The organism is Leclercia sp. M-A074-M, from assembly GCF_965195605.1.
Taxonomy (GTDB): Bacteria; Pseudomonadota; Gammaproteobacteria; order Enterobacterales; family Enterobacteriaceae; genus Enterobacter.
In genome coordinates this window covers 716,274-735,019 of the sequence record NZ_CBDAHM010000001.1, presented here as the reverse complement: position 1 = coordinate 735,019, position 18,746 = coordinate 716,274, and the positions used below count along the sequence as shown (strand labels likewise).

The window sequence follows — 18,746 nt, the reverse complement described above, 5'->3', positions numbered from 1 at the left end:
GAGTCTGGTATGGAATTCAGTAACCCCTTCGACGATCCGCAGGGTCTGTTCACCATTGTGCAAAACGCCCAAAATCAGTACAGCCTCTGGCCGCAGCAGTGCGCCTTGCCCGACGGCTGGCACGTGGTGTGTGAGGCGCAGTCGCAGGAAGCCTGTCAGAAGTGGCTTGCCGCCCACTGGCAAACCCTGATCCCGGCCCATTTTGCACAGGTGACTCCATGAGCGTTAAACATCCTCTCGTGGCGGCCCAGCCGGGGATCTGGATGGCGGAACAGCTCTCCGACCTGCCCAACGCCTGGAGCGTGGCCCACTACGTCGAGCTGACCGGCCCGGTGGATGCGCCATTGCTGGCGAAAGCGGTGGTGGCGGGCATGATGCAGGCCGATACCCTGCGCATGCGGTTTACCGAAGAGAACGGCGAGATCGGGCAGTGGGTGGATGAGAGCCTTATCCTGCCGGAACCGCAGATTATCGACCTGCGCCATCACGCCGACCCGCATGCCGCCGCGTTGGCAACCCTGCAGGCCGACCTCAACCAGAATCTGCGCGTCGACAGCGGCCAACCGCTGGCCTTCCACCTCCTGCTTCAGGTGGCAGATAACCGATGGTACTGGTATCAGCGCTATCACCATTTAGTGGTAGATGGCTTCAGTTTCCCCGCCATAACCCGGCAGATCGCCGCCATTTACCGCGCCTGGTCTAAGGGGGAAACCACGCCGGAATCGCCGTTTACCCCCTTTGCGGAGGTGGTGGAGGAGTATCAGCGCTACCAGCAGAGCGACGCATACGCCCGCGACGGCGCTTTCTGGGCGGAGCAGCGTAAGCAGCTGCCGCCGCCGGTGTCGCTCTCCAGCGCGCCGCTGCCGGGGCGCGCCGCCACAACCGATATTTTGCGCCTGAAGCTGACCGCCGATCGCCAGGCCTTCAGCCAGCTGGCGAATAAGAGCCAGAGCCAGCGCACCGACCTTGCCCTGGCGCTGGTGGCCCTCTGGCTCGCCCGCCTGACCGGACGGATGAGCTACGCCGCCGGGTTTATCTTTATGCGCCGGATGGGCTCCGCGGCGCTGACCGCCACCGGCCCGGTGCTGAACGTGCTGCCCCTGGCGGTGAACATCAACCCGCAGGAGACGCTGCCCGAGCTGGCCCAGCGCCTGGCCGGGCAGATGAAAAAGATGCGCCGTCACCAGCGTTACGACGCCGAGCAGATTGTCCGCGACAGCGAGCGTGCCGCCAGCGACGAGGCGCTGTTTGGCCCGGTGTTTAACGTCAAGGTCTTCGACTATCAGCTGGATATCGATGGCGTGCAGGCGGTGACCCATACCCTCGCCACCGGCCCGGTCAACGATCTGGAGATGGCGCTCTTCCCGGACGAGCAGGGCGGCCTGAGCATTGAGATCCTCGCCAATAAACAGCGTTACGACGAGGCCACCCTGCTGCGCCACGTCGAGCGCCTGCCCGGGCTGTTGGCGCAGTTTGCCGCCAACAGCGACCTGCGCTGCGGCGAGGCCGAAACGGTCTCCGACGTTGAATATCAGCAGCTGGAAAAGATTAACCAGACCGCGGTTCCGCTGCCGCGCACCACCCTGAGCGGGCTGGTGGCGGAGCAGGCGGCGAAAACCCCGGACGCCCCGGCGCTGGCCGATGCGCAATACGAGTTGACCTACCGCCAGATGCGCGAGCAGGTGGTGGCCCTGGCGAACCTGCTGCGCGAGCGCGGGGTGAAGCCCGGCGACAGCGTGGCGGTGGCGCTCCCGCGCTCGGTGTTCCTGACCCTGGCCCTGCATGCCATTGTCGAAGTGGGGGCCGCGTGGCTGCCGCTGGACACCGGCTATCCCGACGATCGCCTGCAGATGATGATCGAGGATGCGCAACCCTCGCTGCTGATCACTACCGACGACCAGCGCCCGCGCTTTGACCATCTGCCGGTGGCGACTTTTAGTTACAACATACTATTGTCTGCGGCCGATGCCAGACCTCTGCACCTGAGCAGGCCGGAACAGACCGCCTATATCATCTTTACCTCCGGCTCAACAGGACGACCGAAAGGGGTGATGGTCGGCCAGACCGCCATCGTCAACCGCCTGCTGTGGATGCAAAACCACTACCCGCTCACCGCCGCGGATGTGGTGGCGCAAAAAACGCCGTGCAGCTTTGACGTCTCGGTATGGGAGTTCTGGTGGCCGTTTATCGCCGGGGCGAAGCTGGTGATGGCCGAGCCGGAGGCGCACCGCGATCCGCTGGCGATGCAGGAATTCTTCGGGAAATATGGCGTCACCACCACCCACTTTGTGCCGTCGATGCTGGCGGCCTTTGTCGCGTCGCTGACCCCGGAAAATGTTGCCTGCTGCGCCAGCCTGAAGCAGGTGTTCTGTAGCGGCGAAGCCCTGCCCACCGCCCTGTGCCGGGAGTGGGAGCAGCTCACCCAGGTGCCGCTGCATAATCTGTATGGCCCCACCGAAGCGGCGGTGGATGTCAGCTGGTATCCGGCTTATGGCCCGGAGCTGGCGGCAGTAGAAGGCAACAGCGTGCCGATTGGCTTCCCGGTGTGGAATACCGGCCTGCGCATTCTGGATGGGATGATGCGCCCGGTGCCGTTCGGCGTGGCGGGGGATCTGTACCTCACCGGCATTCAGCTGGCGCAGGGCTATCTGGGCCGTCCGGATCTGACCGCCAGCCGCTTTATCGCCGATCCTTTTGCCCCCGGCGAGCGCATGTACCGCACCGGGGACGTGGCCCGCTGGCTGGATAACGGCGCGGTGGAGTATCTGGGCCGCAGCGACGATCAGCTGAAAATTCGCGGCCAGCGCATCGAGCTGGGTGAAATCGACCGGGCGATGCTGACCCTGCCGGACGTGGCCCAGGCGGTGACCCACGCCTGCATCATCAATCAGGCGGCAGATACCGGCGGCGATGCCCGGCAACTGGTGGGCTACGTGGTTTCGGAATCCGGCCTGCCGCTGGATCGCGATGCGCTTTTAACGGCGCTGAAAGCCCAACTGCCGCCGCACATGGTGCCGGTAGTGTTACTGCAACTCAGTGACCTGCCGCTCAGTGCTAACGGCAAGCTGGATCGTAAGGCGCTGCCGCTGCCGGAACTGACGGTTAAAGCCCAGGGGCGCCCGCCACAAACCGACGCCGAATGGACCATTGCCGCGGCGTTTTCCGCCCTGCTGGGGTGTGAGATCAACGACATCGAGGCGGATTTCTTTGCCCTCGGCGGCCACTCGCTGCTGGCGATGCGCCTTGCCGCCAGCCTCAGCCGCCACTTTGCCCGTCAGGTAACCCCCGGCCAGGTGATGGTGGCCCCGACGGTGGGCAAGCTGAGTGCGCTACTGGCATCCGACATCAGCGACGAGCAGGCTCAGCGTCTGGGCTACGAGACGATATTGCCTCTGCGCGAAAGCCACGGCCCGACGCTGTTCTGCTTCCATCCGGCCTCCGGGTTTGCCTGGCAGTTCAGCGTCCTGGCCCGCTACCTGAGCCCGCGCTGGTCGATCATTGGCATTCAGTCGCCGCGCCCGGGGCCGATGCAAAACGGCGCTACCCTGGATGAGGTGATTGAACACCATCTGGCGACGCTCCGGACTCAACAGCCGCGCGGGCCTTATTACCTGTTTGGCTATTCGCTGGGTGGCACCCTGGCCCAGGGGATCGCCGCCCGCCTGCGCGCGCAGGGAGAAGAGGTGGCGTTCCTCGGCCTGCTCGACACCTGGCCGCCGGAGACGCAAAACTGGTCCGAAAAAGAGGCCAACGGCCTGGATCCTGAGGTCTTAGCGGAGATTGAACGTGAGCGACAGGCGTTCCTCGCCGCCCAGCAGGGGCAGGCATCCGGGGAGCTGTTTAGCGCCATCGAGGGTAACTACGCCGATGCGGTGCGCCTGCTGACCACGGCGCACAGCTCAACCTTTGACGGCAAAGCGACGCTGTTTGTTGCGGAACGCACGCGAACGATGGATCCGCACAAGGCCTGGGCGCCGTGGGTAGGGGAGTTAGAGGTCTACCATCAGGATTGCGCCCATGTGGAGATCATCTCCCCGCAGGCGTTTGAGCACATCGGTCCGGTGTTGAAGGAAATATTGGGGTAGCCACAATGCCCGGCGGCGCTGCGCTTGCCGGGCCTACGGTTCGTGCCATAAGGGTTTTTTAGGCCGGGTAAGGCGTAGCCGCCACCCGGCGTTTTTCTACCGCCGTCCCAGCGGCACCACTAGCGGCGTGCCCGCCACCGGGTCGTCGATGATCATGCAGCGCATCCCGTAGATCCGCTCGATCAGATCCGGGGTGACGATCGCTTTCGGTGCCCCCTCCGCCACAATCTTGCCGTCGCGCAGGGCAATCAGATGGGTGGCATAGCGGCAGGCCTGGTTCAGATCGTGCAGCACCGCCGCCAGGGTAAAGCCCTGGGTGCGGTTGAGGTCGCTCAGCAGCTCCAGCAGATCGATCTGATGGCTGATATCCAGCCAGGTGGTCGGCTCATCCAGCAACATGATCGACGTCTCCTGGGCCAGCACCATCGCAATCCACGCCCGCTGGCGCTGCCCGCCGGAGAGGGTATCCACGCTCTGCGCCGCCAGGTCGGTAATGCCGGTGGCCTGCATCGCGTTGGCTACCGCCACTTCATCCTCTTTACGCCAGCGGGTGAACAGCGGCTGGTGCGGATAGCGCCCGCGCGCCACCAGCTCCTGGACGGTAATATCCCCCGGCGTGGTGGCGTTTTGCGCCAGCAACCCGACCCGGCGCGCCACCTCTTTGCTGGCGAAGCGCTGGATCTGCTCCCCATCGAGATAAACGCTGCCGTGCAGCGGCGTCATCAGACGGCTCAGGGTGCGCAACAGGGTCGATTTCCCGCAGCCGTTGGGGCCGATAATGGCGGTAAAGTGGCCGTCGGGGATCGCTACCTGCAGATCCTCGGCCACGATTTTCTTACCGTAGCCGAGGGTCAGATTGTCGCCGCGCAAGCGGGTCAGATTGGCACTCATTTCTTGCGGGACTCCTGAACAAGCAAGACGATGAGGTAGATGCCGCCCAGGCTGACGGTCACCACCCCCACCGGAAGTTGATAGGGCATAAACAGCCGCTGGGCGCAGAGATCCGCCGCCAGCAGCAAGAGCGATCCGCACAGCGCCGACTGGGTTAATCCCCAGCGGGCGGTGCCGCTCAGGCGGCGGGCAATGTGCGGCGCCACCAGGGCAATAAAGGAGATCGGCCCGGCGATAGCGGTGGCCGCGGCGGTTAATACCACCGCCACCAGCATCAGCATCAGGCGCGAACGCTCGACGCTCACCCCCAGCGCACAGGCGCTGTCATCGCCCATCTCCAGCAGCCGCATGCGCTTCACCAGCACCAGGGCGCAAACAAACATCAGCAGGATCAGTGGGGCGGCGGGCAGGGTTTTGGCCCACGTCAGGCCGTTAAGCGACCCGGCGAACCACAGCCCGGCAGAGAGCGAGGTCTCCAGCGATGCCTGCAGCAGCAGCCAGGTATTAAAGGCCATCAGCATGGCGCGCATGCCGATGCCGATGATGATCAGGCGGAAGGTCTCGATCCCATCGCGCCAGGCAAGCGCCCAGACGATCAGCGAAGTGAGAATACCCCCCGCCATGGCCGCAAGCGTAATGGCCGTCAGGTGCTGACCAAACAGCACCATCGCCACCAGCACGCCGCTCCAGGCGCCGGTGTTAAAGCCCATCACGTCCGGGCTGCCCAGCGGGTTACGCATCAGCGACTGGAAAATCGCACCGCTGATCCCCAGCGCTGCGCCGACCAGCAGGGCCATCATCACCCTTGGCAGTCGCCATTCCGTCACCACCATGGTGATATTGCGCGGCGCGCTGCCGGTGAGGGCGTTAAAGACCTGACTCATATCAAGCGTCACCGCGCCGCTTTGCAGGCTGACGATCGCCACGGCGAGACTCACCAGCACCAGCAGCAGGCAGCTGAATACTAAACGACGGGAAGGGGCCATCATACTCCACCTCCGCGCTTGCGGCGCACCAGGAAGATCAGCACCGGCGCGCCGATAAAGGCGCTGACCACGGATACCCGCAGCTCGCCCGGTACCAGAAGGCGACCGAGGATATCGGCAAACAGCAGCAGGGCAGGGGTGGCAAGCAGGGTCACCGGCAAGGACCAGCGGTGATCGGCCCCCACCAGCCAGCGGGCCATGTGCGGCATCATCAGGCCGATAAAGGCGATGGGACCCACCACCGCCGTGGCGCTCCCGCACAATACGGTGATGGTCAGTAATCCCAGAAGCTGGGTGCGCGCCACCCGGCTGCCGAGGGCGGTAGCGGTGTCGCTCCCGAGGCTCAGGCTGTTGAGCGCCCGGCTTAACAGCAGCGCCACGGCGGCGGCGATCAGTACCGGCACGCTCACCACCTGCAACGTTTGCAGGGTGCGGATATCCAGAGAGCCCGCCTGCCAGAAGCGCAGCTGGTCGTAAACGTCCGGGTTGAGCAGGGCGATGCCGTTGGAGAGCCCCTCCAGCACCGCGCCGAGGGCCACGCCCGCGAGCGTCAGGCGCACCGGGCTGAGCTGGCCGCCGCCCTGGCTGCCGGTAAAGGCCACCAGCAGGGAGGCGGCAAAGGCGCCGCACAGCGCCATCACCAGCTGTTCGCCGGGAGAGGAAAAGCCAAACAGCGCCGCGCCCAGCACGATGGCGAAGCTCGCTCCGGCGTTAACGCCGAGAATGCCGGGGTCGGCCAGCGGGTTGCGGGTCAGGGTCTGCATCAACGCCCCGGCGAGGCCGAGGGCAGCACCGGCCAGCAGGCCGGCCAGGGTGCGCGGCAGGCGGGCATCCCGCACGATGGTGCAGTCGGCGGTTTGACAGGTGGCGGAGAGGGCATCCACCACCACCGAAAAGGGCAGCGGTTTGGCGCCCACCAACAGGCTGAGGGCAATCGCCAGCGTGAGCAGTAACAGTAAGCCGGGCACGGCAACAGCGCGTGACGCGGAAAGGGAGTACGACATAGCTACGTCCATGATTTGATAATGATAGTAATTATCGTTATCTATCTTATTTAGCTATGTTAGCATGTGCGGCCATGGAATTGGTACAAAAGAAACCATTAAGGCTTTGTAATGACCCGACAATCCTGGCTGCTCAATCTGAGTTTGCTGAAGACCCATCCGGCGTTTCGTGCTGTTTTTATTGCCCGTTTTATCTCTATTTTATCCCTTGGCCTGCTCGGTGTGGCCGTCCCGGTACAAATCCAGATGATGACCCACTCCAGCTGGCTGGTGGGGCTCTCCGTTACCCTCACCGGCGGGGCGATGTTTATCGGCCTGATGGTGGGCGGAGTGCTGGCGGATCGCTACGAGCGTAAAAAGCTGATTCTGCTGGCGCGGGGCACCTGCGGGGTGGGCTTTGTCGGTCTCTGTCTGAACGCGCTGCTGCCGGAGCCGTCATTAATTGCCATCTATGCCCTCGGTCTGTGGGATGGCTTTTTTGCATCATTAGGGGTGACGGCGCTGCTGGCGGCGACACCTGCGCTGGTGGGACGCGAAAACCTGATGCAGGCGGGGGCCATCACCATGCTCACCGTGCGTCTGGGATCGGTGATCTCGCCGATGGTCGGCGGCCTGCTGCTCGGCACCGGTAACGTGGCCTGGAACTACGGCCTGGCGGCGACGGGCACCTTTATCACCACCTTAACCCTGCTGCGTCTGCCGCTGCTGCCGCCTCCGCCCCAGCCGCGCGAGCATCCGCTTAAGTCGCTGCTGGCGGCGATCCGCTTTCTGTTCAGCAATCCGCTGATCGGTGGCATCGCCCTGCTGGGCGGGCTGTTGACGATGGCGAGCGCGGTGCGGGTGCTCTATCCGGCGCTGGCGATTGCGTGGCAGATGAGCGTGTCGCAGATTGGCCTGCTCTATGCCGCCATCCCGCTGGGTGCAGCCTTTGGCGCCCTCACCAGCGGCAATCTGGCGCAGAGTGCCCGTCCGGGGCTGATTATGCTGCTGGCGACCCTGGCCTCGTTTATCGCCATCGGCTTCTTCAGCCTGATGCCGGTCTGGGGGCTGGGGGTGATCTGCCTGGCGCTGTTTGGCTGGCTGAGCGCGGTGAGTTCGCTGCTGCAATACACCCTGATCCAGACCCAGACCCCGGAGGCGATGCTCGGACGTATCAACGGCTTGTGGACGGCGCAAAACGTCACCGGCGATGCGATTGGTGCCGCCATTCTCGGCGGGCTGGGGGCGATCATGACCCCGGTAGCGGCGGCGAGCAGCAGCGGGTTTGTGCTGGCGATAGTGGGGGCGATATTGCTGGTGGTGCTGGCGGAGCTACGCCGGTTCCGGCAGGAGATTGCCACGGTTTAACGCGGTGGAATGTGCCGGGTGGCGGCTACGCCTTACCCGGCCTACAAAACCTACACCGGCACGAACCGTAGGCCCGGTAAGCGCAGCGCCACCGGGCATCAGGCCGCACGGTACAACCCCCCCCGAACCGTAGGCCCGGTAAGCGCAGCGCCACCGGGCATCAACATGCACGACTATTTAAATAAGGCCTCTAACCGCTCCAGCACCCGAGTGGCGCTGAAATAATCCAGACGGAAGGTTTCAGTCCCCAGCGCCCAGACGCGTTTGTTCTGCACCGCCGGCAGATGGGCCAGCAGGGGGTTGGCGTAGATCGTCTCCACATCCTTCCCATCCCCGGCAAACAGGAACAGCCCTTCGCCGTTCAGTCCGGCGGCCAGGTTTTCACCCCCTAACTGCACAATATCGTGGCGCTTGCCCTGGCTCTGGGACGGATTCAGCCCGGCGGGCAGGGGGGCAAGAGAGAAGCCGAGCTGTTGCAGCAGCTTGCCCTGCGCCGATTCGGTGGTCCAGAGGTTGGCGCTGTGGGCGGCAGCGGTGTAGACGATGGCATTCACCGGCTGCGGCGGCAGCTTCATCTGCTGCTTCACCCGGGCGAGCTGCTTATCAAATTCCGCAATCCGCGCCGCGGCCTGCTGCTCCTGGCCAGTAATCGTGCCCAACTGGGTCAGCAGCGCCTGCCAGCTTTTATCGTCGTAATTGATGATAAGCGTCGGGGCGATGGCGGAGAGCTGATCGTAGAGCGCGACGGCGGAATCGCCCCCGGTGGCGCTAATGAGGATCAGATCCGGCATCTGGGCGGCCACCGCTTCTGCGCTCGGCTCGCCGATGTAGAGCCGCGCCAGCTTACGCTCTTTCGCGATCTCTCCCCACTGGCGCAGGAAACCCTGATCGTCCGCCACCCGGTTATTCGGGGTGGTGGCGCCGCTGGCAACCACCGGGGCGTCAATGGCCAGCAGGGAGCCGGTGAGGGTCACGCTGGTGGAGACAATCCGCGTCGGTTTGCTCTCAAGGGTGTGCGTTCCGCGGCTGTCCGTCACCTGACGCGGCCAGTCGGCGGCGACGGCTGAGGTTAATCCTGAAAATAAAAGGCTGATAAAAAGCAGGGTGTTACGGCAATAGGCGGGCAGTTTCACTAAGGGGCATCCTGTTTTTGTTGAAGTTAATGCTTCTCATTTTCATGAATGAGCCGAAGGGATGCAAGCGATAGTCGCACAAGTTACACGCTGGGCTGTTGACACCATTGCGCTCTGGGATTAGGTTAGCCAGCGAAAATATAAATGATAATAATTCTTACTGCTTTTATCATTTCAGGAGGATGATATGGATACGTCACTGGCTGAGGATGTTCAGCACACCGCGACCCGGCTGCAAAAAGAGAGCTTCTTCTTTATGTCGCCCTATCGCAGTTTCACCACCTCTGGCTGCTTTGCCCGTTTTTCCACTCCCGCCGTTGGCGGCGACGATCCGGCAAGCCCATTCCAGCAGCAGCTGAAACAGGCCTTTGCCAATGCTAAAGCCGCTGGCATCAGCAACCCGGTGATGGTAGGGGCTATCCCCTTCGATACCCGCCAGCCGTCATCGCTGTTTATCCCGGAGCTGTGGCAATCATTTGCCCGCCCGGCGCGTCAGCAGTCTGCCCGCTATGCCGCCCGAACCTCACCGCTGACGGTCAAATCCCGCACCGAGATCCCGGCCCAGTTAGCCTTTGAGGAGATGGTGGCCCGCGCCGCCGTTTTGACCGCCACTCCGCGCGTCAACAAGGTAGTGCTGTCGCGCCTGATCGATATCGCAACCGAAGAGAAACTCGACAGCGGCGCGCTGCTGGAAAAACTGATCGCCCAGAACCCGGCCAGCTTTAATTTCCACGTCCCGCTGGAGGATGGCGGGGTGCTGCTGGGCGCCAGCCCGGAGCTGCTGCTGCGTAAAGAGGGGGCGCACTTCAGCTCCCTGCCGCTGGCAGGCTCGGCTCGTCGTCAGCCGGATGACATGCTCGATCGCGAGGCGGGCAACAAGCTGCTGGCCTCGGAAAAAGATCGCCACGAACATGAGCTGGTCACCCAGGCGATGAAGGCGGTGCTGGCCCCGCGCAGCCATCGGCTGACCATGCCCGCCTCGCCGCAGCTCATCACCACCCCGACCCTGTGGCATCTGGCGACCCCGGTGGAAGGCGAGGCGCGTGAAGATGAGAACGCCCTGACCCTGGCCTGTCTGCTGCACCCGACCCCGGCATTGAGCGGCTTCCCGCACCAGGCGGCGAAGGAGCTGATTGCCGAGCTGGAGCCGTTCGACCGCGAACTGTTTGGCGGCATCGTCGGCTGGTGCGACAGCGAAGGCAACGGCGAGTGGGTGGTGACCATCCGCTGCGCGCGTATTCAGGCCAACAGCGTACGTCTGTTTGCCGGTGCCGGGATTGTTCCGGCCTCTTCCCCGGTGGCCGAATGGCGTGAAACCGGCGTGAAGCTGACCACCATGCTCAACGTTTTTGGTTTGCATTAAGGATTAATCATGACCCTTCCCTTTACCCGCTGGCCCGACGAATTTGCCCGCCGCTATCGTGAAAAAGGTTACTGGCAGGATCTGCCCCTGACGGACATTCTCACCCGCCACGGCGACAGCGACGCGTGGGCGTTAGTCGACGGCGAACGCCGCATCACGTACCGCCAGTTCCAGCAGTCCGTCAATAACCTGGCGTCGGCGTTGCAGGCGCAGGACGTTCAGCGGGGTGAAACCGCCCTGGTACAGCTGGGCAACGTCGCCGAGTTCTACATCACCTTTTTCGCCCTGTTGCAGGTGGGCGTGGCCCCGGTTAATGCCCTCTTCAGCCATCAGCGCAGCGAGCTGAACGCCTACGCCAGCCAGATTGAACCCGCGCTGCTGATTGCCGATCGCGCTCACGGTCTCTTTGCTGGCGACGACTTCCTCAACACCTTTGTTGACCAGCACCGTTCCGTGCGCACGGTGCTGCTGCGTGGAGACGGGCTGGAGGCAGCGATTGCCCGCCCGGCGGAACATTTTATCGCCACCCCGACCCCGGCGGACGAAGTGGCGTTCTTCCAGCTTTCCGGCGGCAGCACCGGCACGCCGAAGCTGATCCCGCGCACCCACAACGACTATTACTACAGCATTCGTCGCAGCAACGAAATCTGCGGCATTACTGCGGATACCCGTTACCTGAACGCACTCCCGGCGGCGCATAACTTCGCGATGAGTTCCCCCGGCTCGCTGGGGGTCTTTATGGCCGGAGGCTGCGTGGTGCTGGCGAACGATCCGAGCGCCACGCTCTGCTTCCCGCTAATCGAACAACATCAGATCACCGTCACCTCGCTGGTGCCGCCTGCGGTCAGCCTGTGGTTACAGGCTATCAGCGAGGGGGCGGGCAATGCGCAGCTGGCATCCCTGCAACTGTTGCAGGTGGGCGGGGCGCGACTCTCCGCCACCCAGGCCGCCCGTATTCCGGCTGAGATCGGCTGTCAGCTCCAGCAGGTGTTTGGCATGGCCGAAGGGCTGGTGAACTACACCGCGCTGGATGATACGCCGGAGCGCATTATCAATACCCAGGGTCGCCCGATGTGCCCGGATGACGAAGTGTGGGTGGCCGATGAGCACGGTAATCCGCTGCCGCGCGGCGAGGTGGGGCGCCTGATGACCCGCGGGCCGTACACCTTCCGCGGCTACTACAAGAGCCCGGAGCACAACGCCAGCGCCTTCGATGAGAACGGCTTTTACTGCTCCGGGGATCTGATCGCCATTGACGAGCAGGGCTACATCACCGTGCAGGGGCGTGAGAAAGATCAGATTAACCGCGGCGGTGAAAAAATTGCCGCCGAAGAGGTGGAAAACCTGCTCCTGCGCCACGAGGCGGTGATCCACGCCGCGCTGGTCAGCATGGAAGACAGCCTGCTGGGCGAGAAGAGCTGCGCGTATCTGGTGGTGAAACAGCCCCTGCGAGCGGTGGAGGTGCGCCGCTTCCTGCGCGAGCAGGGCGTCGCCGAATTTAAGCTGCCGGATCGCGTCGAGTGCCTGGAGGCACTGCCGCTGACGCCGGTAGGGAAAGTGGATAAAAAACAATTACGCCTGTGGCTGGTCGAACGGGCCCGGGGCTGAGGAGCAAGACGATGGCAATTCCAAAATTAACCGGTTACGCGCTGCCGGGCGCGGCAGATCTGCCGACCAATAAAGTGAGCTGGACGATGGAGCCCGCGCGCGCCGCGCTGCTGATCCACGATATGCAGGAGTATTTCCTCAACTTCTGGGGCGAGAACTGCCCGATGATGGCGCAGGTGGTGGCGAACATCGCCCGGCTGCGTGACTACTGCAAACAGCAGGGGATCCCGGTCTACTACACCGCCCAGCCGAAAGAGCAGAGCGATGAGGACCGCGCCCTGCTGAACGACATGTGGGGGCCGGGCCTGACCCGCTCGCCGGAGCAGCAGCGCATCGTGGCTGAACTGACGCCGGACGAAGCCGACACCGTGCTGGTGAAGTGGCGCTACAGCGCGTTTCACCGCTCGCCACTGGAGCAGATGCTCAAAGAGAGCGGCCGCGACCAGCTGATTATCACCGGCGTGTACGCCCATATCGGCTGCATGACCACCGCTACTGACGCCTTTATGCGCGACATCCAGCCATTCTTCGTCGCCGATGCGCTGGCAGACTTCACCCGGGACGAGCACCTGATGTCGCTCAACTATGTGGCCGGTCGCTCCGGGCGCGTGGTGACTACCGACGAGCTGCTGCCCTCGCTGCCAGCCAGCAAAGCGGCGCTGCGCGAGCTCATCCTGCCTCTGCTGGATGAGTCCGACGAGCCGATGGATGATGAAAACCTGATCGACTACGGGCTGGATTCGGTGCGGATGATGGCCCTGGCGGCGCGCTGGCGCAAAGTGCATGGCGATATCGACTTTGTGATGCTGGCGAAAAACCCGACCCTTGATGCCTGGTGGGCGCTGCTCTCCCGCGAGGTGAAATGATGCTGGATTTCACGGGTAAAACCGTCTGGGTGACCGGGGCCGGAAAAGGCATCGGTTACGCCACGGCCCGGGCGTTTGCGGCGGCGGGCGCGGAGGTGACGGGCTTTGATGTCGCCTTCCCACAGGCGGAATATCCCTTTGCCACCGAAGTGCTGGATGTGGCGGATGCGCAGCAGGTCAACGCGGTTTGCGGGCCTCTGCTGGCGAGCCTCGAGCGGCTTGATGTGCTGGTGAATGCCGCCGGTATTTTACGCATGGGCGCCACCGACCAGCTCTCACAGGCGGACTGGCAGCAGACCTTTGCGGTCAACGTGGGTGGAGCGTTCAACCTTTTTCAGCAGACGATGGGCCAGTTCCGTCGTCAGCAGGGCGGGGCGATTGTCACCGTGGCCTCCGACGCGGCCCATACGCCGCGCATCGGCATGAGCGCTTACGGCGCCTCGAAAGCGGCGCTGAAAAGTCTGGCGCTCACCGTCGGCCTGGAGCTGGCGGGGAGCGGCGTGCGCTCTAACCTGGTCTCGCCGGGCTCCACCGATACCGACATGCAGCGCACCCTGTGGAAAAGCGACGATGCCGAGCAGCAGCGTATTCGCGGGTTTGGCGAGCAGTTCAAGCTCGGCATTCCGCTGGGTAAAATCGCTCGCCCAGAGGAGATCGCCAGCACCGTGCTGTTCCTCGCCTCCGACCACGCCAGCCACATCACGTTGCAGGATATCGTGGTGGACGGCGGCTCCACGCTGGGGGCCTAGATGATCTGGAAACGTCATTTATCGCTGAAGGCGCTGAACGCTACCAGCCTGAACACGATGGTGGCGCATCTGGGGATCGTCTACACCCGGCTGGGAGATGACACCCTGGAGGCCGAAATGCCGGTAGATACGCGCACTCATCAGCCGTTTGGTTTACTGCACGGCGGCGCGTCGGCGGCGCTGGCGGAGACCCTGGGGTCGATGGCTGGCTTCCTGATGACCCGCGACGGGCAGAGCGTGGTGGGCACGGAGCTGAACGCCACCCATCACCGGGCGGTGGCGCAGGGCAAGGTGCGCGGGGTGTGTCAGCCGCTGCACCTCGGGCGCACCAGCCAGAGCTGGGAGATTGTGGTGTTTGACGAGCAGGGACGGCGCTGCTGTACCTGCCGGTTGAGTACGATGGTGTTGGGGTAGAGCGTGCGGCTGTGTGCCGGGTGGCGCTGCGCTTACCCGGCCTACGGTTCGATGCGGCTGTTTGCCGGGTGGCATTTCAGCGCTGAGCCCTGTTTTAATTAAGGTCCTCCGCCGCGGGACGGGGTGAAAGTGATCGGCTTAACAATGTTATGTAAATGACTGGTTGGATGTCTGTTTTTACGTGTGGTTGAGTTGTTAAATCTTAAGCGAGTGTTATAGATACAAAATGTAACATCTCACTTCTGCGATGATGGAAACCATATCATGAATAACTCAGGGAAATACCTCATATGGGCAGGGCTCTCCGTGGTGGGTGCCTTTGCGCTGGGCTATATCGCCCTCAACCGCGGTGAACAGATCAATGCGCTGTGGATAGTCGTCGCAGCGGTCTGTATCTATCTGATTGCCTACCGTTTTTACGGCAAGTTTATTGCCCATAACGTCCTCTCGGTTGACCCGACGCGCATGACGCCAGCGGTGCGCCATAACGACGGGCTGGACTATGTGCCAACCGATAAAAAAGTGCTGTTCGGTCACCACTTTGCCGCTATCGCCGGGGCCGGGCCGCTGGTGGGGCCCGTGCTGGCCGCGCAAATGGGCTACCTGCCCGGGATGATCTGGATCCTCGCCGGGGTGGTGCTGGCAGGCGCAGTGCAGGACTTTATGGTGCTGTTCGTCTCCACCCGCCGCGACGGGCGTTCCCTCGGCGAGCTGGTAAAAGAGGAGATGGGCCCGACCGCCGGGGTGATTGCGCTGGTGGCCTGCTTTATGATCATGGTGATCATCCTTGCGGTGCTGGCGATGATCGTGGTGAAAGCCCTGACCCACAGCCCGTGGGGGACATATACCGTCGCCTTTACCATTCCGCTGGCAATTTTTATGGGGATCTACATCCGCTACCTGCGCCCGGGGCGCATCGGCGAAGTGTCGGTGATTGGCCTGGTCTTCCTGGTCTTCGCCATTATCTCCGGCGGCTGGGTGGCCGAGAGCCCAACCTGGGCGCCATACTTTGACTATACCGGCGTGCAGCTGACCTGGATGCTGGTGGGCTATGGCTTTGTAGCGGCGGTGCTGCCGGTGTGGCTGCTGCTGGCTCCGCGCGATTACCTCTCCACCTTCCTGAAAATCGGCACCATTGTTGGCCTGGCGATTGGCATTCTGATCATGCGCCCGACCCTGACCATGCCGGCGGTGACGAAGTTTATTGATGGCACCGGTCCGGTCTGGTCCGGCAATATGTTCCCGTTCCTGTTTATCACCATCGCCTGTGGCGCCGTCTCTGGCTTCCATGCCCTGATCGCCTCCGGCACCACGCCGAAGATGTTGGCGAATGAAAACCAGGCCTGCTTTATCGGCTACGGCGGCATGCTGATGGAGTCCTTCGTGGCGATCATGGCGCTGGTCTCCGCCTGCATTATCGATCCGGGCGTCTACTTTGCGATGAACAGCCCGATTGCGGTGCTGGCGCCTGCCGGTACGGCGGACGTGGTGGCCTCTGCGGCCCAGGTGGTCAGCGGCTGGGGCTTTAGCATTACCCCGGATACTCTCTCTCAGATTGCCAACGAGGTGGGCGAGCAGTCGATTATCTCCCGCGCGGGCGGTGCGCCGACCCTGGCGGTGGGCATGGCCTACATTCTGCACGGCGCGCTGGGCGGTCTGATGGATGTGTCGTTCTGGTATCACTTCGCCATCCTCTTCGAAGCGCTCTTTATCCTGACGGCGGTGGATGCCGGGACACGTGCGGCGCGCTTTATGCTGCAGGATCTGTTGGGGGTGATCTCCCCCGGCCTCAAACGCACCGAATCGCTGCCTGCGAACCTGCTGGCGACGGCGCTCTGCGTCCTGGCGTGGGGTTACTTCCTGCATCAGGGGGTGGTCGATCCGCTGGGCGGCATCAACACCCTGTGGCCGCTGTTCGGTATCGCTAACCAGATGCTGGCCGGTATGGCGCTGATGCTCTGCGCGGTGGTGCTGTTCAAGATGAAACGTCAGCGTTACGCCTGGGTCGCCCTGGTGCCAACCGCCTGGCTGCTGATCTGTACCCTGACCGCAGGCTGGCAGAAAGCCTTCAGCAGCGATGCCAAAGTGGGCTTCCTGGCCATCGCCAACAAGTTCCAGGCGATGATCGACAGCGGCAAGATCCCGGCGCAGTATACCGAGTCCCAGCTCTCGCAGCTGGTCTTTAACAACCGTCTGGATGCCGGGCTGACCATCTTCTTTATGGTGGTGGTTGTGGTGCTGGCGCTCTATTCTCTGAAGACCGCGCTGGCCGCCCTGAAACAGGACAAACCTACCGCGAAAGAGACGCCGTATGAGCCGATGCCGGCCAACTATGAAGAGATTGTGACCCAGGCGAAAGGGGCGCATTAACCTGTGTGCCGGGTGGCGCTAGCGCTTACCCGGCCTACCTTTTTTGTGAGAGAAGAGCGATGTTCGATACCCTGTCAAAAGCCGGTAAATATTTAGGGCAGGCCGCAAAAATGATGATCGGCGTGCCGGACTACGACAACTATGTCGAGCATATGCGCGTCAACCATCCTGACCAGACGCCGATGACCTACGAGGCGTTTTTCCGCGATCGCCAGGATGCCCGCTACGGCGGTAAAGGCGGCGCGAAGTGCTGTTAACCCTCTTTCGGTAAGTAGAGGCTGATCTGCTCCTGCTTACAGCCATAAATGGCCGCCAGCTTTTCGCGGGTGCGTTTTTGCGGGCGGGAATCCACGGCTTCCAGCTGTGATACGGCGGACTGGCTGATGCCCAGCTTGTCGGCCACCTCCTGCTGGGACAGGCCGCGGTAGATGCGCCAGGCCGCCTGCAGGCTGACATTTTCGCTATGCATTATGTTGCAGACCTCTCCCGGCAAGCCAACACTATCGTAGATATCTGATTCGTAAGGAATGTCTTCCCATTCGCTTTCATCGTCGTCATCCTGCTCCAGCATGGCTAAGCGCATGCGAAGATAGTCCCTGTACGGAATGACGGCATATTGCGTTTTTCCCTCTTCATCCTTAATCAACTGCACAGTCATATTCCATCTGCTCCTCATGAAGATAGGTGGTTGTTGTTCGACGCTTAACGGATACCACATAACAGGTATCACTTTGCTGATTCTCAAGGGTGTAGATGACCCTGTAATCACCCACCCGCAATCGATGGTGGTTTTCGGGTGAGGACAATTTTTTAATATCCGCCACGGGAGCGGCGTGGTCATCCAGACTCGCCAGCCTGCGTGCAATGCGCCAGCGATAGCGGGGATCGATTTTCGCTAACTGTTTCTCCGCGGTTTTTGACCAGACAATCTTCATCCGTACCTCCACTATACGCCCACACGAAATATAAGGAAATAATAAGACTATTAGATAAATTCCGAATGTCTTATGGGGTACTGTAGGGCGAGGGGGAGAGCGGAAAAAGCGGCAAAAGTGAGTTTGTCGAGGCGGGTCGAAAACGCCTCTGCCGGACGACAGAGGCTAACATCAAAACTGCGAGCAGGCGTCAGGCGTTCAGCCCGCCGTCCACATCCAGCCCGGTGCCGGAGATCTGCCCGGCGGCGGGGCTGGCAAGGAAGGTCACCGCGGCGGCGACATCCTCTGGCTGACCATAGTGCCCGAGGGCAATAAGCTGACGCTGGGAGGCGGCCTGATCGCCATCTTCCGGGTTCATGTCACTGTTGGTTGGGCCAGGGTGAACCAGGTTGACGGTGATCCCGCGCGGGCCGAGATCGCGCGCCAGCCCGCGGGTCAGGGAGTTGAGCGCCGATTTGGTCATGGAGTAAACGGCGATGCCGGGCTGGGCAACGCGGTTCGCCAGACAACTGCCGATGTTGATGATGCGCCCGCCGTCGGACATGTGAACCAGCGCCTCCTGAATGGCGATCACCACCCCGCGAATATTGACGTTGATAAGGGCATCAATGTCCGCCAGGGTCATCGTCTCCAGCGGACCACCGCGCGCAATCCCGGCATTGTTCACCAGGATATCCAGCCCGCCGAGGCTGCGCGCCGCCTGGGTGACGGCATCCTGAATCGCCTGAGCGCTGGCGCTGTCCGCCTGGATCGCCTCGGCGCGCCGCCCCAGCGCGCGGATCTCATCCGCGACGGCCTGGGCTTTATCGGCGGATTTCTCATAGGTGATAACGACATCGGCGCCGGCGCGTGCCAGGGAGAGCGCAATGGCACGGCCTAACCCACGACTGGCACCGGTTACCAGCGCCTTTTTACCTGTTAAGTCGATCTGCATGATGACCTCGTTACGAGAGTGGTGATGATCATCATTAGGTATAGAGGGCCAGTTCCCGGCG

17 protein-coding genes are annotated in these 18,746 nt (G+C 62.7%); 10 read left to right on the top strand and 7 right to left on the bottom strand.

Features of this window, described 5'->3' with window-relative positions; translation table 11 throughout:
• Positions 1-9: 9 nt before the first annotated feature.
• Both ACOKCT_RS03630 and entF read left to right on the top strand, forming a co-directional pair.
• A complete protein-coding gene (locus ACOKCT_RS03630; protein ID WP_214421718.1) occupies positions 10-222 on the top strand; it encodes an MbtH family protein in 213 nt (70 codons plus the stop codon).
• On the top strand, positions 219-4,085 hold the full coding sequence (gene entF / locus ACOKCT_RS03625; RefSeq protein WP_420193163.1) for an enterobactin non-ribosomal peptide synthetase EntF: 3,867 nt from the start codon (positions 219-221) through the stop codon (positions 4,083-4,085). Before ACOKCT_RS03630 ends, entF begins: the two co-directional genes overlap by 4 nt.
• 96 nt (positions 4,086-4,181) lie before the next feature.
• Here the strand turns inward: entF and fepC are convergent, their stop codons facing one another.
• The 3 genes from fepC to fepD are packed head-to-tail and all read right to left on the bottom strand — an operon-like array spanning position 4,182 to position 6,966.
• Positions 4,182-4,976 carry an iron-enterobactin ABC transporter ATP-binding protein gene (gene fepC / locus ACOKCT_RS03620; protein ID WP_325940543.1) on the bottom strand — a complete coding sequence of 265 codons (795 nt, stop codon included), beginning with the start codon at positions 4,974-4,976 and terminating at the stop codon, positions 4,182-4,184.
• Positions 4,973-5,965 (bottom strand): iron-enterobactin ABC transporter permease, encoded by a 993-nt coding sequence (fepG, locus tag ACOKCT_RS03615; RefSeq protein WP_325940540.1) that lies wholly within the window; start codon positions 5,963-5,965, stop codon positions 4,973-4,975. The genes fepC and fepG overlap by 4 nt, the downstream gene beginning before the upstream one ends.
• On the bottom strand, positions 5,962-6,966 hold the full coding sequence (gene fepD / locus ACOKCT_RS03610; RefSeq protein WP_156654072.1) for a Fe(3+)-siderophore ABC transporter permease: 1,005 nt from the start codon (positions 6,964-6,966) through the stop codon (positions 5,962-5,964). Before fepD ends, fepG begins: the two co-directional genes overlap by 4 nt.
• Before the next feature lie 111 nt (positions 6,967-7,077).
• Between fepD and entS the strand changes: the two genes are divergently transcribed.
• Entirely contained in the window at positions 7,078-8,313 is a 1,236-nt protein-coding gene (entS, locus tag ACOKCT_RS03605) for an enterobactin transporter EntS (protein WP_325940539.1), read from the top strand.
• Between the two features lie 173 nt (positions 8,314-8,486).
• Here the strand turns inward: entS and fepB are convergent, their stop codons facing one another.
• On the bottom strand, positions 8,487-9,446 hold the full coding sequence (gene fepB / locus ACOKCT_RS03600) for a Fe2+-enterobactin ABC transporter substrate-binding protein (protein WP_420193162.1): 960 nt from the start codon (positions 9,444-9,446) through the stop codon (positions 8,487-8,489).
• 187 nt (positions 9,447-9,633) lie between these two features.
• Here fepB and entC point away from each other — a divergent pair, with 187 nt between their 5' ends.
• The 7 genes from entC to ACOKCT_RS03565 all read left to right on the top strand — a co-directional run bounded on the left by entC (position 9,634) and on the right by ACOKCT_RS03565 (position 17,073).
• Positions 9,634-10,809, top strand: coding sequence for an isochorismate synthase EntC (gene entC / locus ACOKCT_RS03595; protein WP_159339308.1), 1,176 nt, complete (start codon positions 9,634-9,636; stop codon positions 10,807-10,809).
• 9 nt (positions 10,810-10,818) lie between these two features.
• Entirely contained in the window at positions 10,819-12,417 is a 1,599-nt protein-coding gene (gene entE, locus ACOKCT_RS03590) for a (2,3-dihydroxybenzoyl)adenylate synthase EntE (RefSeq protein ID WP_420193161.1), read from the top strand.
• Between the two features lie 11 nt (positions 12,418-12,428).
• Positions 12,429-13,283 carry an isochorismatase gene (locus ACOKCT_RS03585; protein WP_103178631.1) on the top strand — a complete coding sequence of 285 codons (855 nt, stop codon included), beginning with the start codon at positions 12,429-12,431 and terminating at the stop codon, positions 13,281-13,283.
• Positions 13,280-14,032: a 2,3-dihydro-2,3-dihydroxybenzoate dehydrogenase EntA gene (gene entA, locus ACOKCT_RS03580; protein WP_420193160.1), complete on the top strand. Its 753-nt coding sequence runs from the start codon at positions 13,280-13,282 to the stop codon at positions 14,030-14,032. Before ACOKCT_RS03585 ends, entA begins: the two co-directional genes overlap by 4 nt.
• Entirely contained in the window at positions 14,033-14,446 is a 414-nt protein-coding gene (entH, locus tag ACOKCT_RS03575) for a proofreading thioesterase EntH (RefSeq protein WP_214421724.1), read from the top strand. It begins immediately after the preceding gene.
• 264 nt (positions 14,447-14,710) lie between these two features.
• Positions 14,711-16,816 (top strand): pyruvate/proton symporter CstA, encoded by a 2,106-nt coding sequence (cstA, locus tag ACOKCT_RS03570; protein WP_156654077.1) that lies wholly within the window; start codon positions 14,711-14,713, stop codon positions 16,814-16,816.
• Positions 16,817-16,875: 59 nt separating this feature from the next.
• Entirely contained in the window at positions 16,876-17,073 is a 198-nt protein-coding gene (locus tag ACOKCT_RS03565; protein WP_014169079.1) for a YbdD/YjiX family protein, read from the top strand.
• On the opposite strand, the gene ACOKCT_RS03560 is transcribed toward ACOKCT_RS03565, so the two are convergent.
• The 3 genes from ACOKCT_RS03560 to ACOKCT_RS03550 all read right to left on the bottom strand — a co-directional run bounded on the left by ACOKCT_RS03560 (position 17,070) and on the right by ACOKCT_RS03550 (position 18,685).
• Positions 17,070-17,474 (bottom strand): helix-turn-helix domain-containing protein, encoded by a 405-nt coding sequence (locus ACOKCT_RS03560; protein ID WP_103178634.1) that lies wholly within the window; start codon positions 17,472-17,474, stop codon positions 17,070-17,072. The genes ACOKCT_RS03565 and ACOKCT_RS03560 overlap by 4 nt on opposite strands.
• Positions 17,455-17,751 (bottom strand): type II toxin-antitoxin system RelE family toxin, encoded by a 297-nt coding sequence (locus ACOKCT_RS03555; RefSeq protein ID WP_103178635.1) that lies wholly within the window; start codon positions 17,749-17,751, stop codon positions 17,455-17,457. The genes ACOKCT_RS03560 and ACOKCT_RS03555 overlap by 20 nt, the downstream gene beginning before the upstream one ends.
• A 190-nt stretch (positions 17,752-17,941) precedes the next feature.
• Positions 17,942-18,685, bottom strand: coding sequence for an SDR family NAD(P)-dependent oxidoreductase (locus ACOKCT_RS03550; protein WP_103178636.1), 744 nt, complete (start codon positions 18,683-18,685; stop codon positions 17,942-17,944).
• Positions 18,686-18,746: the final 61 nt, after the last annotated feature.